Here is a 13,702-nt window from a genome sequence, read left to right as displayed (position 1 = left end):
GAGGGCATATGGCCATGCGTGCCTTCGGCTACTTGGGGGAGGCGTAGCCGACGATCTGGAGCTTAGTAATTATGCGCGGTTGATGCCACCGGCGATGCGTCACGAATGGAACCATTTTGAACGTTTGCATCGCTCACCGCATATTGAGCCGGCACCTTTGCGGCCTCATCGGCTCGCGCAAGATTTGTCTCTGCGCCAGGTGATGCCCCCGATAGCGACGGTGCAGGCGGCGAACTACATGCCCAGGATCCAGTTCAGGAAAAGCCCGAGTACGAACAGCGCGCCGGCGCGCCGTGTATGCACGAAGGCCGCCGACACATACCACAGCGGCCATACCGGATATCCTGGCGGCGGCGAAGCCGGCTTGGGATTCGAATAGACCTCGAGCGTCCGCCAGAGCACCGGCAGGCCGCCGAGCACGACCAGGGCGCCGAACCCGAGCGTACCCGTCAGGACCATCGCTACGACAACCACGTAAAACGAAATCATCAGCGCCTGGTTGAGCCGGATCGCCCCCTTCTCGCCGAGGATTACCGGCAACGTGTGCACGCCCTTCCCGGAATCGTAAGGAAGTTTGTCGATGTGTTTGCCTATCAGTACGCTCGTCACGAGGATCGCGTAGGGAAGCGACGCAACCCAGACCCAGGCGGGCACTTCGCCGGTCGTGACGAAATACGTGCCACCGACCATCAGCGGGCCCCATACGATGAACACGCCGGGCTCGCCCAGTCCGAGATGCTTTAGACGCACGGGTGGTGCAACGTAAAACACGCTGATGAACAGTCCCGCCAATGCGAACAGGACCACCGCCCATCCGCGCACCGCGAAGAGGAAAACCATAATTGCCGCGTCGATCAGGTTGAGCACGACGATGGCGCGTATGAGCTCTGCCCTGGTAACCCAGCCCGCGAGCACGGGATGGGGCGCATACAATGCCCGCGGCGCTTCCGACGTGTCGATGCCGCCGGTCAGATCGAAGTAGTCGTTGATGAGATTGTTGGATGCGTGCGCGACGCCCAGCCCGATCAGGCTCACCAGGAAATATAACCAGTTCGGATTGGTTGCGCGCATCGCGAGCAAACCGCCGATAAGTCCGGAGGTCAGCGTCATCGGGATGACGCCTGCGCGGGTGATGATGAGCCATCGCGAGACGCCGTCCATGCGCTCGTCGGGCAGGTTCATCGTGAGCAGCGCCTCGCGCCAGTTCTTGAGCCGCTCAGTCCAGTTGACGGGATGGGGTTTTACCAACTCTGCCATGATTCAGTTTTTTGCTTGGGCACACCGGCGTCCGTCGTGGCGCCGGGCAAAATAGCCTGCTGGATCGGCTACGGCATCACTGAACGTAGTAAGCGCCTGTACCGGACCACCGGTATGGCGTGTTCTTATCCGGAGGCGTATAGGTCCCCTGCGCGGCGGCGTTGTTATGCCCGGTAGTCGTGGTCGTGCTTGAATTCGTGGCCGGCGCCAACACACCCGGATTCGTAGTGCTGGATTCGCTGGTCGTCGCGGTTTCCGTGCCATGAGTCATCGTCGCACAGCCGGCCAACCACACCATCGCAATACCAACACAAATAGCCACTGCGGAATTAGTTGTGTATTTCATTGTTCAGGCCCATGTTTATTCTGTTCTCGACAAAAAGCGATAGTAAACAAAAGTCTGGTCCGAGACTACGCGCTTCGCGCGCCGCCGGCAAAGGCCGTGGAACGAAACCGGCCTGGAACCTTGCACAGGGAAGCCGTCGGGTCTATAGCGGACTGGGAATCGGAGACTCAAAACGCAAATTCCGGTTGACTGCGCGCGCGACGGCGGGCGGCGTTCTGGCAAAGGCTGCGATTCGCATCCGACAGATAAGCACGAGAGCGCACCAACGAGGGCATCCATAGATGGAAACCGCCGCGCATGTGTACGAAGCCTTCGAGTACGATCTGAGCCTGACCGCCGAGCAGCTGCAAATCCGCGATACCGCTCGCCGTTTCGCCGCCGAGGTACTGCGTCCCGCCGGCATTGCGATCGACCGGATGACGCCGGAGGCGGCGATCGCGCCGGGCTCGCCGCTTTACAGGGTTCTGGCCCAGGCGGGTGAGCTGGGCTTTACCAAACTGAGCGCACCCGCGGCGCTTGGCGGGCTTGAGGCGTCGCCCGCAACCGCGCACATGGTGCTCGAGGAATTGTCGTGGGGGAATGTCGGGCTGGCCGGCGTTATTTTTCTCGCCTCCTATCCCGCAGGGGCCGCGCTGGCGACCGGCAATGGCGAGTTAATCGCCGAGTTCTCAGCGCCATACTTCAGCCAGGCGGGCGCCTCGATTATCGGATGCTGGGCGATCACGGAGCCGGATCACGGCTCCGATCAGCTTGGCGTGATGCGGCCCGACCTCAAAGTAAAAGGCCGCGGCAACCTGATCGCACGGCGCGACGGAGACTCGTGGGTCCTGAGCGGGCAGAAGTCCGCCTGGGTGTCCAACGCACCTATCGCAACCGTGGCCGTGGTGAACGTGCAGCTCGGCTCGAGCGACGCACTGGACAACGGCGGCGTATGCTTCGTGCCGCTCAATCTTCCCGGAATATCGCGCGGGCGTCCGCTCGACAAGCATGCATTCCGCGCTTTGCCGCAAGGCGAGATTTTCTTCGACGAGGTCCGCATCCCGCGCCGCTACATGATCGCCGAGGGCGCCAACTATACCGCCCATGTCGAGGCCACTCTCACCGCCTTCAACGCGGCGGTCGGGGCAATGGCGACCGGGATCGCGCGCGCCGCCTTCGATTGCGCGCTCGCCTACACCAAATCGCGCATCCAGGGCGGACGGCCCATCTTCGAGCATCAATCGGTGCGCGCCAGACTGTTCCGCATGGCATCATTGGTTCGAGCCTCGCACGCGCTCTCGCGCGACGTTTACGTTTACAACCTCACCCGGCTTTCGCGCGGCGAGCCCGCCCGCCTCGATCAGTCGATCACCTCGAAGGTCTTTTGCTCCGACGCGGCGTTCGAGGTCGCGACCATGGCGGTGCAGCTCCACGGCGGTAACGGAATGACCCGCGAGTACGCGGCCGAGATGTTCCTGCGCGACGCCACTGCGTGCACGATCGCGGACGGCGAGAATAATTACCTGGGCCTGATCGCGGCCTCGATGCTGTAGCGAAGGCCGCCCGCCGCCATCCGGACCAAACGGGAGGGGAAAACGTTGGATACCACGGACTCGAGCATCGAACAACGACTGCGGATTCTCGAGGATCGCGAGCAGATTCGCGAACTCGCGGCCACTTACTGCTTTCTGGTGGACGACGGGCGTTTCGACGAACTCGTTGAACGCTGCTTCACGGAGGACGCGTGCTGCGACTTTCGCGGCGCCGGCGGCGGGATGACGCCGGCGGTCTCGCGCGGTCGCGCCGAGCTGCGAAATTTCTTCACCGCCGTGGTGCCGGCTGCGCTGCGCGACATGGCGCACACGGTCCACAATCATCGCGTCTCGATCGACGGCGACCGCGCGTCAGGCGACTGCTATTTCGAGCTTACCGCCATCGATCGGATCTCCGGCGAAGCAGTCGTCGGCGCCGGCCGCTACATCGATCGCTACCGGCGCGACGCAGGCGCGTGGCGCTTCGAGATGCGCAACGCCGCGATTTTCTTCATCGCACCGCTTCGTGAAGGATGGGCGAAGCAACGATTTCTGAGCACACTGGCGCAATCATCGCGCTGAGCGCCGCCCCGCGCAGTCCGCTTGGTCCGCGCCGCGCATCGGCGTAACTTTCTCAATTGTCCGGGTGCCCCCTTAGCTCAGATGGATAGAGCACAGGATTCCTAATCCTGGGGCCGTGGGTTCGAATCCCTCAGGGGGCACCAAATTCTCTTTAGAATCGCTAACGTTTTCTCCATCGTTCACGGCGATACGGCCGGCCTCGTCGCTCGAAGTGTCCACCATGTGTCCACTGGTTTCGAGCAATGCCTTCGCCAGGGTGTCAATCGAGCTGGTTTTGAGGGTCCGGAACCAGTGGGAGTACACCTTCAGCGTCGTTTGCGCGCTGGAATGGCCCAGGAGTCCCTGAACCTCGGTGATCGGGGTGCCGGCGGCAATCAGGATCGAGGCAAAGGAATGACGCAGCGAATGCATATCGACGCGCCGGAGCTTCGCGCGGGTAAGGGCAGGGTAGAGCCCGCGCTTGAGCACGTTGCTGCGATGCGCCGGCGCGCCGGTCGGCGAAGTCGGCGAAGGAAATACCAGTTCATCCTTGCCCTTCGGGCATTGGAGCTTCCACCGTTTCAGAGCGCTGGTGAGTTCCGCCGACAACGGAATGATGCGCCGGCTCGTCGCGGTCTTCGGTTCAAAGAATCGCGGCTGCGAGAGTTCCGGCGGCTGGCCCTCTGAATCTCGCACCCGAGCCCAGCTCAGAGAACGGCGAACGTGGATGCGATTTTCGTGAAGTCCAACGTCGGACCATCTGAGTCCGAGCAGCTCGCCCGAACGCATGCCGGTCAGCGCTGCAGTCATGAACAGCGTGCGATAGTAGCCAGCCTCCGCGGCGTCGAGCAGACGACGGATCTCGTCTAGGTTAAGCACTTCGTCCTCGCGCACGGGACGATTCGCGTCACGGGATTGATGCTCGCCCTCGATCACCTGATTCGGCGCGATCCGCGCGCGTTCGACCGACGCGGCCGGATTCCTGATGCACCAATTGTGGCGTACTGCACGATCGAGGACTGCGGCGGCCGTCGTCAGTACTTTGTTGACGGTCTGTGCGGCAAGCCCTTTCCGCTCCGGCGTCTCCTCGGTTGCGTCCTTCTCGGAGACATCTTTGAGCAAAGCATCGCGGACGGTTTCGACCTTGCCGATCGTAATCTGATTCACTCGCAGGCCGTGTAGCGGCAAAAGATGGACATCGATGTGCACGCGCCAAGCATCCAACGTGCTCGGCTTGCAGCCAGCTTTCCCTTTCAACCAGTCCGCAGCGACCTCCTTGAAGGTCGGAACGGTCTTCGGCGCAATGTAGATGCCCTCGTTGCGATTGTCCCTGGCCTTGGTAAGGGCCGCGTCTGCCAGCTTCTTCGTATCAAAGCTCTCGCGATGGCGGTCCGGAGCCGGGAACCGCACCTGCCACCGGCCGTTCGGGAGCTTTCGCGGGTTAGGCATCGATCACCGTTTCACCTTTCGGTCATCCGCGATTCTCTGAATTAGCCGCGTGGCTGGCTCGCTGATCGCCATCTCGCCCCTCTCCCATCGCGCGACCGAATTGCGCGCTAGGCCCACCTGGTGCGCCAGTTCTTGCAGGGTCCAGCCGAGCTTTCGTCTGATTCTCCGTAGTTGTTCCGGTTTCGTCTTGATAGGTCGCATATGCGTGGCACGTGCCGGATAGCGGACTCCCTAGCGACATGCAACCCTGCGCTGCGAGAGAGCACGCTCAACCTCAGAGGCGTCAAAGCGCACGTATCGTCCGACCATCCTCTTTGGGATTCGATCGGCACGAGCCTCGGACCGAACCCAGCTTTCGGGCACCTTGAGATACTCGGCCATTTGCTTCGCGGTCAGGAGTCCCGCCGCCGGCGCCGGCATGCTCGCTCGGACCTGGGCCGTCTCAGTGGCCGCCGCCAGAGCCTCGGCCGCGAGCGCGGCTTGAACAATGGCCGCCCGGCTCTGCAGCGCTGCCAGCGTGCGGGGCGGCAAACCGCCGGCGCATCCCGGATCGCGGGCGATGTCGTCCAAGGTCGGCACGGACGCGATGCGCTGCTCGGTTGCCGGGTCCATCACCGCTTCATTCCTCGGTGCAGCACGTCGAGGCGACGGCGGCCGTGATGCTGACGTCCCCGACCTTTGCGAGGATTATGTTAGGCATGGCACTCATGCCCAGAATCCAACTCCACTTGCCGTATCGCGCGGTTTTATGCCAAAAGCCAAGCCGGTATCCATCCGCTGACGTTTCATGAAGCTCTCAAAGCCGTTGTGAGCGTTGACCCAGATAGCGTTAGTATTACTTCCAGACCACGCCGCAAACGAAATCGAAGGAACAAAAGACTACCAGGAGACCGAAAAATATGATCGATGAGAAACAACGGCCAATCGAAAGGAAGGAACCGGATCGCCGGTCCGAAGAACAACCGCCCCAGCCTCAGCCAGCTCCTCATAATTGGCCGCCCAGCGGGATTCCGAAGGACCTCGACCCAATTAAGAAGAGCGATAACTAATCGTTGCTTCATCGACTGGCGAAGAGCGCGACCGTAACCGCAATCACCGCGGAAAGAAGGGTCCATTGTGCGAGAAACACGAGGTTGCCTTTACGTAGATTCAGCGATCTAAGGTCCTGATTAACCTCGAAAATAGCTTCAAAATAATTAAGTTGCAGTGTGAAAGCTTTGGCGATCTTTCGGTCAGGAAGCCAAGTGTTATCGCTGAGCCAATAAGACCTGTGGATGCGCCCTGCCCAAAAAGCGAGCGTCAACGCCACAAGTGCACACGCAGCTCCTACGATAGTTGCCCACCATACTAAAGAGTTTGTCGTCGCTGGCTGAGTCAGCAGAAAGGCAATAAGTGCGCCGCTGTAGCCGACCACTATAGTTGCCTTGGATTCTAGTTGGCCCGTGCGCTGAATGCCTTCGTCCAAGAGAAGCTTACCGAATGAATAAAGTTCTCCAGTAGTAGCTTCAAGGTCGTAATCAGCCAGCCGTCGCGCGGCCTCATCCCTCGGCATCAACCGCGCTCTGGTCCAGAGCCAATCTCTAAACGCGATAAGATAGTTCCTCATAATACCCTCCGAATAGGAGAATGATGTTCAGACAGACCGTTGGATGTCACGTCTAAAATAGTCCCCGAGCGAAGCGGGCGGATGTGCAGACGTCTGCAAAATTTCATGTCCTCAACCAGCTCCGCTGGCCTCCTGGTCTGGTTCGATAACATCCGCGATGGTCGCTTTTTGGCCGGTCAGTTTTTCCCATCGCGAGACCGCGACGTCGACGAAGCGGGGTTCCAGCTCGATCGCGTAGCAGCGGCGCCCGAGCTGCTCGGCAGCGATGAGTTGCGATCCGCTCCCGCTGAAAGGCTCGTAACAGAGGTCGCCCGGGCGCGTGTGAAGCTCCATTGGAATGGCAAAAAGACGGTTAGGCTTACTTGTAGGATGGTCGCTGCTCTCCACCTCGGCGTTCGGAACCTCCCAGACGGTGCCTGGGTTGCCATAGCTGTGATCGACGAGCGGCTTCTGGCCCCGAACCCAGCCGAAAAGACAGGGTTCGTGGGCCCACATGAGAACGCTGTAGGTTAGGACGGGCCGACTCTTGAACCAGATGACTTGCTGATGGTGAAACGCGCCGACTTCGTTCCAGACGCCCTCAAGCATCGATTGCCTCGTGGACGCGTGCCAACAGTACCAGGCTGCGTTAGGCGCGATCGCGCGTTCGATCGCGACTTTGTAAAAGGCGAGATAGAACGCGCGCCCGCTATCGCCGCCGGCGTCCTCGTTCTCGAACGCGGTTCGGCCAGCTTCGTGGTAGACCTTCGACCAGTCCTTGTCGCGGTTGGCTTTGGCCCGGTTCGCCCTCGTGGCCGGATGCGAGCCGCCAGAGTACCCGATCGCATACGGCGGGTCAGTCGCGAACAAAATCGCCCTTTCATCGCCCATCAGGCGTGAAACGTATTCCGGGCGCGTAGAGTCGCCGCAAAGGAGCCGATGCTTACCCAGTTGCCAGATTTGGCCCAAACGCGCCACAGGGCTAGCCGGTGGCGCGGGAATGGGGTCCTGTGCGGCGTCCTCGGCCAAGCCCAGGCGCCCCATTTCCTTGGGGTCGAGCCCGGTCAGCTCTGCGAGCACACCTAATTCACTGATTTCGAGCTTTAGTAATTTATCGTCCCAGCGGGCTTCTTCGCCGGCGCGATTGTCTGCGATGCGATAGGCGCGGCATTGCGCCTCGGTCAAATCGGCGGCAACGTGCACCGGGACCTCGAGCAAGCCGAGCTTGTGTGCGGCGAGCAATCGGGTGTGGCCGACCACGACAACGCCGGCGGCATCGACGACGATCGGCTGGCGCCAGCCAAATTCCTTGATGCTCGCGGCAACCTTGTCGATCGCGGACTGCGGAATCTTCCGCGGGTTCTTCGAGTAAGGAACCGGGCGGTCGATCGGCCAAAGTTCAATCTCCATCACGAGCCGGCCTCCTCCTCATCATCAAGCAGGGCATCGAACAAACTTCTCTGGGCGGGATTGAGCGACTTAACTTTTGTGCGCGAGGCCGGGCTTAGGCCGAATTCGATCTCGATCTGATGCATCGCCTTCGAGCACATCGAGATCACGGACATGTAGGGGTTAATGTACGGGTTACCGACGCCGCCAGCTTTGATCACCAGGCCGCTTTTATTGACCGCGCGCGAGGCGATGTCGCGCTTGGAATACCAAATGCACCAGGTGCCGAACATAGTCAGGTCGAGCGCGGTCAGAAGTCCGGCTTTGATCAGGCGCCGGCCTTCGAGAGACCATGCTCGCTTGCCCTCGTCGTCAAGAAAGCCCGGCGCTGGCGGCATCCGCTTAAGCAGCGGACTCGACGGCTCGTCGCGGTTCAGTGGGCGCCGACCAGGGTTGCCGCGCATGATCTTGAGCGTCGTCGGCGTTGGTGTTTTTCCTCTCATGCAAGTTCCTTCATTTCAGAACCGCTCCTCGCCCGCAGCACCCCCCACCCCTATCTCCAACGCGCCGATTTACGCTGAGGTGCGCAACGGTCAACGCGCGCCGACTCCCAGAGATTTGATCCCCCTATCCCCCTCGCCGCACGGTAGGCGAGCCGTGGCATTCGCCCATTCGTTCCCTTCGCGCTAATTCGCGACCCTCTACGCGCGAGTCGAGGTTTCCTCCGGACCGTATCTACAGACATCCGACGGAAGCCCCGAGCAGCCCTTGTGGTGACACACATGCTCGCAACCTCCCTCGCGGCAGCTAAATCGATCTCCTTGGTTCGGTTCGGCCGTCGCGATTGTAGCCACTGGCCCGAACTTGTCGGCCTTGCGTATCCATCCCATGAATGCCCGCCGGTAGTCTGCGTATTCTTTCCCCGTCGCGAGACAGTGGTCATGGAAAGCCGCGAATTCTGCCTCGGCATCGCAACCAGCCCCGGCGGCAAACGATCTCAACTCCGCATCGAGCGCGAAATCTTTAGGCCAGGGTCCAAGTTTTCTGTTGCTAATGTTGTTGGAACTTTTGCGCTCTCGCGCCGGCGTGCGCGCGCGCCCCTCCCTCTCTTGTTCGGTCACGTGTAAAGGAGTCGGTAAAGGATCAGGATTTGGAGAAGGAGACGGAGCTGGATCAGGATCAGGGGCATTGCGCTCGGCAGTGCTAATTGAATGCTCGCCGTTTGCTCGCGGCATCCCCGCAGAATCGCTCGTCGCGGCGTCGTCAATAGTCTCGCCATATTTGCCCTTCCAGCGGGCTGCTGCCGCTTTGTGCGCGTGCTGGTGCCGATCGTCAGCATGCGCGAGATACGGCTGGTGCTCTTTCCAGTCGTGTACCCTTGATTTGCCAGGACCGCCGTCGAGAAGCTTCAACTCTCGAAGGGCGGGCGCAAACACTCCAGAATCTCCAATCCACCGGGCCAGTTCCTCGATATCCTCATCGTCGAGTCCCCTAAGATCGCCACTTGATGGTCGATTATTCGCGGTCCACCCAAGCAAACGTATCCAGCACCGAAAGGCGCCCTCTCCAGCCCGTTTGACCAGTTTGATGACCTTTGGGTGATCGCAGCATCCTGCGTCCAGGCGGAGATCAGTGCTCATTTTTCCCCCGCTGATTTATGGTTCGAGTGCCGCAGCCGTAACTGAGCCGACGTGGATCAGCCAACAGCGAATAGCCCCTGCCTTCCGGGGCTGCTTCGATAAGCGCCCGGTCCGCAAGCTCCTGTAAGGCGGACTCGACCTCGGCGGCCGACCTCTCGGTCATCTGCGAAAGCACTTTGTAGAGGTCGACGACCGGAACGGTAACGTCGCATTTTGAATTCGTGAAGTCAGCGAGCGCGAGAAGGACGAGCCTCGGCAGCAGACCCAACCCGCGCCGCTCCCACGCCCAAACGATCGCCGCCGCGCTCATAGCATCAGCTCCTCGGCAATCCTGTTTTATGTGCTGCCGTTATCAGCGGCAGGTAATACAGCCCCAGCGCGTCCGCGCCCGGAGCTGAGATTAAGTACGGCGCTACGACGTGGAGCTCGGGACCCAGTCGGCGGATCCGTTTGCCGGTGGCACCTGTCCAAAGGCCCGGCCTCAATTGCGCGAACTGTCTCATTTGAGCCGCTCCGGAGGCCGAGTCTCTTCAGCCTGCTCGTTAGCCCCTGAAGTGACCTCAGCAAGCATTTTTTCGAACGCCACCTTCGGCACGAGAAGTCTCCGGCCGATCTTGATGATTGGAATTTCTCCGCGATGAGCAGCGGCGAAAGCCGAGTTGCGGCCGATTCCGAGCGCTCGCGCAGCCTCATCGATCGTCAATGTCAAACGCTCTGCCACCGTATGATTTCTGGCACCTTGCATTCAGGACATATTTCGCGCACATTATTTATGTCCGTGCTAGATGCAGACTTTGCGCGGACAAGCGAGAAGGTTGATGGCTCGATCTTTGATGACCGCGAAATGGTGGCGATTCTCCGAATACGAGCTATTTCAGGACGCTCGTAGGTTCACCTACGTCAGGCCCAAGCCCGGCGTACGATGCGAGGAATACGATCCCTGGAGTGCGTGGGAGAAGGCACGGCCGCTTCACCAAGATCGCCCAACGCCCTACCAAGAACTGCTGAATCTGGTCTACGAGATCGGGTGGACTGATCCGCGTTCCAGGCCGCCCCGCGATCAAGCCGCTATCAGCGAAATTGCCACGCGTCATAGCGAAAGGATTTTGGGTTGGTGCCGCAAATTCGGGCTGTTAGGTGTTCTGCCACATCAGGCATTCTTCATAGCGCTGACGCCGCGCCAGAAGCGCGACAAAGAGGCGGCTGAGTTTTGGCGAAGGATAATTCATCGCACCTTCGGCGAACCTGCCCCTGCCCCGCAGCAACTCGTCACGCAGGTGCTGTATTCCCGAACCGGCGCGCCTCCACGGTACTGGGACACTGCCGAAACGCTGGTTAACGATGATGCCTTTCCCCCTGGCGTGTTGATGAAAACTGCAACCGGAACTTTCGCATCTGCTTCCCTGGAATTTGTTGCAGACTTTTTCCCCGAGCTTCCGCAAGCAAGAGATTCGGAAGGGCGGCTAGTCTTGGAATGCCCATTTCCGCTGTCCGATGAGTTCTGGCGCGCTTATGCAGAACCTGTGAGTACGTTCTTGTGGGAAGCGGTCAGCCTCAATCGGGCCGTCGCCGCAATGCGAATCAAGAGATACAAAGCCGGAAGCGACAAGTTGATGCAGGTATATAGGGGCCTCGATCCGCTCATCGGACTTCTTGCGCCGGTAAGGGCGGTGCCGTACCTGCAGGAGGGTCGCGGGCTTAGACAGGGCTGGTCGTCATCTTCCCTTCTTGGAGCTCTCGCCATGATGGCCCTGTCTGACCTGCCTGAGGGCAAGGCACGCGAATGCGCAGAATGCCACAAACCGTTTGTCTCGAGTGGCCGGCCGCAGTCCCTTTACTGTTCCAAGAAATGCCGATGGCGAGCTCAAAAACGTGCGCAGCGCGGAGGCTAGTCAATCCGATGAAAGGCTATATCAAGAAGCGCGGCAAGGACTCGTGGACGCTCATTTTCGACCTCGGGCCCGACCCGAAGACCGGCCGTCGGCGGCAGCGCTGGGAAACGATTCCGGATTGCGGCAAGCGCGAGGCGCAGCGCATCCTCAATTCACGGTTGACAAATGTCGAAGAGGGAAACTACGTCGCACCGAGCGATATCCTCGTCGAGGAATATCTCTCTCGATGGCTCGAAGCTTGGGCCAAACAGCATACCTCACCGAGGACTTTTGAACGTTATGAGGAGATTGTTAAAAAGCATCTCTCGCCTGCTCTCGGAAAAGTGGAACTCGTGAAGCTGTCCGCTCTGGAGATTCAGGCCTACTACTCGAAAGCGCGGCAAACTGGCCGGCGCAAGGGAGGCAGCCTTTCGCCGCGCACCGTCCTGCATCATCACCGCGTACTACGCCAAGCGCTCTCTCGGGCGGTCAAATGGGACCTCCTGACCCGCAATCCCACCGATAAGGTCGAGCCGCCAAAGGCGCCGCGCCTCGAGATGCGCGCGCTCAATGAGAAACAGTCTCTTGCCTTGCTTGCGCTCGTCGAGGGCAATCGCACTCTTGCGCTCCCGGTCACACTCGCCCTCACGACCGGACTGCGGCGCGGCGAGATCCTGGGACTGAAATGGAGCGACATCAACCTCGAGACGGCAACCATGTCAATTTGCCGTACGCTTGATGAATCGAAGGCCGGTCTTGAATTCCGAGAACCAAAAACCGAGCGGTCTCGCCGGGCCGTCGCTTTACCGGCGGTTGCGGTCCAGGCACTCCGAAAGCACCGCGCTGAGCAGGCGCGTCTGAGACTCAAGCTCGGCGCTCGGTACAACGCTGGCGACCTTGTCTGCTGCCGCATCGACGGTCGCCCGCTTCATCCGCGAACGGTGACTCACCAATTCATCGATGCGATCTGCGACCCAAAGTCGAAGTTGCCGCGCGTGCGATTCCACGATCTGCGGCATACGCATGCGACTATTCTGCTCGCGCGCGGCGTGCATCCAAAAATTGTTTCAGAGCGGCTCGGCCACTCGACCATAGGCATCACGCTCGACACCTACTCTCACGTTTTGCCGGGAATGCAGGAGAAGGCCGCAGCCGAGATCGACGCGGCACTCGCTCTTCCGGGCTAACGTTAGCCGCGATCGCGGGCCAGATCGCGAACGGTCGCCGTTTGCCTACACAAAACGGCAGTATCGTCGGTGCGCGCAAATTTCGTTTCGCCCAATATGCCAACGCGAGGCAGAACTGGCCTCTTGCAGCGGCCGTGAAAAGCCCCTTGGACTCAACCCGAGGCCGAACTTCGCGTTTGTAAATCGCCTGGTGTTGGTGTGAGTTTGAATCAGGATAATAGCGCGCTTCTACAACAAGCGCGGCACGGTGGGGCAGTGGATTAAAGAGGGCAAGCAATCGAAGCGGCGCGATGTCGGGGGTACCGTTTCCCATTCTCTTAGCTCCACAGGTGAAAGAACCGCCCAATTACGAAGGCGAGTAAAAAAAGCAAGATGCAATCCACGCTGATCATTAACCCCTTCATTTGGAAATCGATGCGCGCCAGATGCTCGCGGATCGCGCGCAATTCCTTGAGCATTGGTTCTTGATCGTCCATCAGGGTTTCCGTTTGCGGATGGCCTTCGCAAGATCGGTCTCGAATTGCTTGTGCGTCGGAACGGGAATTATCGCGCCTCTTCTCGTCGTTTGAGTTTCGGAATCGAGAACGACCGCTGCCGCATCAAAGGCGGCGGTAGATTTTTTCTTGGGCGGTTTGGCGACACGATCCGAACGGTCCTCTTGTACGTCGTCACGCATAAGTAGCTCCACGATGTAATCCGCAGGGGTCACCATTGCAATCCCCGCGTTCACTTTCACTTGAGTTTTGACGCTGGTGCCTAGCGTCGTTATTGAGCTTCGCGTAATATAGTGACATTGCTGTGATTTTCTGTTAGGCTACAGGGCATGGGATTTCCAGCAGGGGTAGTCAGGGACTTCGACAGATTGGAACGGCGGCGGATGCGCGCGGCGAGTTTACTTGCGAAGGG

General features: G+C 60.1%; 17 protein-coding genes, 1 tRNA gene and 1 pseudogene. 6 read left to right on the top strand and 13 right to left on the bottom strand.

Features of this window, described 5'->3' with window-relative positions:
• Window positions 1-234: 234 nt before the first annotated feature.
• Together VIO10_RS13505 and VIO10_RS13500 are read right to left on the bottom strand one after the other, a co-directional pair.
• Window positions 235-1,257, bottom strand: a complete 1,023-nt coding sequence (locus VIO10_RS13505; protein WP_331965129.1) for a prenyltransferase — start codon at window positions 1,255-1,257, stop codon at window positions 235-237.
• 76 nt (window positions 1,258-1,333) lie between these two features.
• Complete coding sequence (locus tag VIO10_RS13500) at window positions 1,334-1,579, bottom strand: hypothetical protein (RefSeq protein ID WP_331965126.1); 246 nt, start codon at window positions 1,577-1,579, stop codon at window positions 1,334-1,336.
• A 305-nt stretch (window positions 1,580-1,884) separates the two neighbouring features.
• Between VIO10_RS13500 and VIO10_RS13495 the strand changes: the two genes are divergently transcribed.
• The 3 genes from VIO10_RS13495 (at window position 1,885) to VIO10_RS13485 (ending at window position 3,839) form a co-directional block, all read left to right on the top strand.
• A complete protein-coding gene (locus tag VIO10_RS13495; protein WP_331965123.1) occupies window positions 1,885-3,135 on the top strand; it encodes an acyl-CoA dehydrogenase family protein in 1,251 nt (416 codons plus the stop codon).
• A gap of 45 nt (window positions 3,136-3,180) precedes the next feature.
• A complete protein-coding gene (locus VIO10_RS13490; RefSeq protein WP_331965120.1) occupies window positions 3,181-3,696 on the top strand; it encodes a nuclear transport factor 2 family protein in 516 nt (171 codons plus the stop codon).
• Window positions 3,697-3,762: 66 nt separating this feature from the next.
• Window positions 3,763-3,839, top strand: a tRNA-Arg gene (locus VIO10_RS13485).
• A gap of 160 nt (window positions 3,840-3,999) precedes the next feature.
• On the opposite strand, the pseudogene VIO10_RS16340 reads toward VIO10_RS13485, so the two are convergent.
• Window positions 4,000-4,554 (bottom strand): annotated as a pseudogene (locus VIO10_RS16340) (site-specific integrase); the annotation flags it as partial.
• A gap of 39 nt (window positions 4,555-4,593) precedes the next feature.
• Here VIO10_RS16340 and VIO10_RS13480 point away from each other — a divergent pair.
• A complete protein-coding gene (locus tag VIO10_RS13480) occupies window positions 4,594-4,857 on the top strand; it encodes a hypothetical protein (protein ID WP_331965117.1) in 264 nt (87 codons plus the stop codon).
• Window positions 4,858-5,127: 270 nt separating this feature from the next.
• Here VIO10_RS13480 and VIO10_RS16335 read toward each other — a convergent pair whose 3' ends face one another.
• The 8 genes from VIO10_RS16335 to VIO10_RS16240 all read right to left on the bottom strand — a co-directional run bounded on the left by VIO10_RS16335 (window position 5,128) and on the right by VIO10_RS16240 (window position 10,483).
• Window positions 5,128-5,325, bottom strand: a complete 198-nt coding sequence (locus VIO10_RS16335) for a helix-turn-helix domain-containing protein (protein ID WP_414645330.1) — start codon at window positions 5,323-5,325, stop codon at window positions 5,128-5,130.
• A gap of 30 nt (window positions 5,326-5,355) precedes the next feature.
• Window positions 5,356-5,736 carry a helix-turn-helix domain-containing protein gene (locus VIO10_RS13475; RefSeq protein ID WP_331965114.1) on the bottom strand — a complete coding sequence of 127 codons (381 nt, stop codon included), beginning with the start codon at window positions 5,734-5,736 and terminating at the stop codon, window positions 5,356-5,358.
• 445 nt (window positions 5,737-6,181) lie between these two features.
• The gene (locus VIO10_RS13470) at window positions 6,182-6,730 is read right to left on the bottom strand and encodes a hypothetical protein (protein ID WP_331965111.1); all 549 of its coding nucleotides are present in this window, start codon (window positions 6,728-6,730) and stop codon (window positions 6,182-6,184) included.
• Window positions 6,731-6,841: 111 nt separating this feature from the next.
• Window positions 6,842-8,119, bottom strand: coding sequence for a DNA modification methylase (locus VIO10_RS13465; protein ID WP_331965108.1), 1,278 nt, complete (start codon window positions 8,117-8,119; stop codon window positions 6,842-6,844).
• Entirely contained in the window at window positions 8,119-8,601 is a 483-nt protein-coding gene (locus VIO10_RS13460; RefSeq protein ID WP_331965105.1) for a phage terminase small subunit P27 family, read from the bottom strand. The genes VIO10_RS13465 and VIO10_RS13460 overlap by 1 nt, the downstream gene beginning before the upstream one ends.
• A gap of 198 nt (window positions 8,602-8,799) precedes the next feature.
• Entirely contained in the window at window positions 8,800-9,738 is a 939-nt protein-coding gene (locus VIO10_RS13455) for a hypothetical protein (RefSeq protein ID WP_331965103.1), read from the bottom strand.
• Complete coding sequence (locus VIO10_RS13450; RefSeq protein ID WP_331965100.1) at window positions 9,728-10,048, bottom strand: hypothetical protein; 321 nt, start codon at window positions 10,046-10,048, stop codon at window positions 9,728-9,730. Before VIO10_RS13450 ends, VIO10_RS13455 begins: the two co-directional genes overlap by 11 nt.
• Window positions 10,049-10,237: 189 nt before the next feature.
• A complete protein-coding gene (locus tag VIO10_RS16240; RefSeq protein ID WP_349259249.1) occupies window positions 10,238-10,483 on the bottom strand; it encodes a helix-turn-helix domain-containing protein in 246 nt (81 codons plus the stop codon).
• Window positions 10,484-10,556: 73 nt separating this feature from the next.
• Between VIO10_RS16240 and VIO10_RS13445 the strand changes: the two genes are divergently transcribed.
• Window positions 10,557-11,630 (top strand): hypothetical protein, encoded by a 1,074-nt coding sequence (locus VIO10_RS13445; protein ID WP_331965097.1) that lies wholly within the window; start codon window positions 10,557-10,559, stop codon window positions 11,628-11,630.
• An 8-nt stretch (window positions 11,631-11,638) separates the two neighbouring features.
• A complete protein-coding gene (locus VIO10_RS13440) occupies window positions 11,639-12,796 on the top strand; it encodes a tyrosine-type recombinase/integrase (RefSeq protein ID WP_331965094.1) in 1,158 nt (385 codons plus the stop codon).
• A 317-nt stretch (window positions 12,797-13,113) separates the two neighbouring features.
• On the opposite strand, the gene VIO10_RS13435 is transcribed toward VIO10_RS13440, so the two are convergent.
• Both VIO10_RS13435 and VIO10_RS13430 read right to left on the bottom strand, forming a co-directional pair.
• Window positions 13,114-13,272 carry a hypothetical protein gene (locus VIO10_RS13435; protein WP_331965091.1) on the bottom strand — a complete coding sequence of 53 codons (159 nt, stop codon included), beginning with the start codon at window positions 13,270-13,272 and terminating at the stop codon, window positions 13,114-13,116.
• Complete coding sequence (locus VIO10_RS13430) at window positions 13,272-13,526, bottom strand: hypothetical protein (RefSeq protein ID WP_331965088.1); 255 nt, start codon at window positions 13,524-13,526, stop codon at window positions 13,272-13,274. Before VIO10_RS13430 ends, VIO10_RS13435 begins: the two co-directional genes overlap by 1 nt.
• Window positions 13,527-13,702: the final 176 nt, after the last annotated feature.

Source organism: Candidatus Binatus sp., from assembly GCF_036567905.1.
GTDB lineage: Bacteria > Desulfobacterota > Binatia > Binatales > Binataceae > Binatus.
This window is presented reverse-complemented; position numbering and strand designations above follow the sequence as displayed.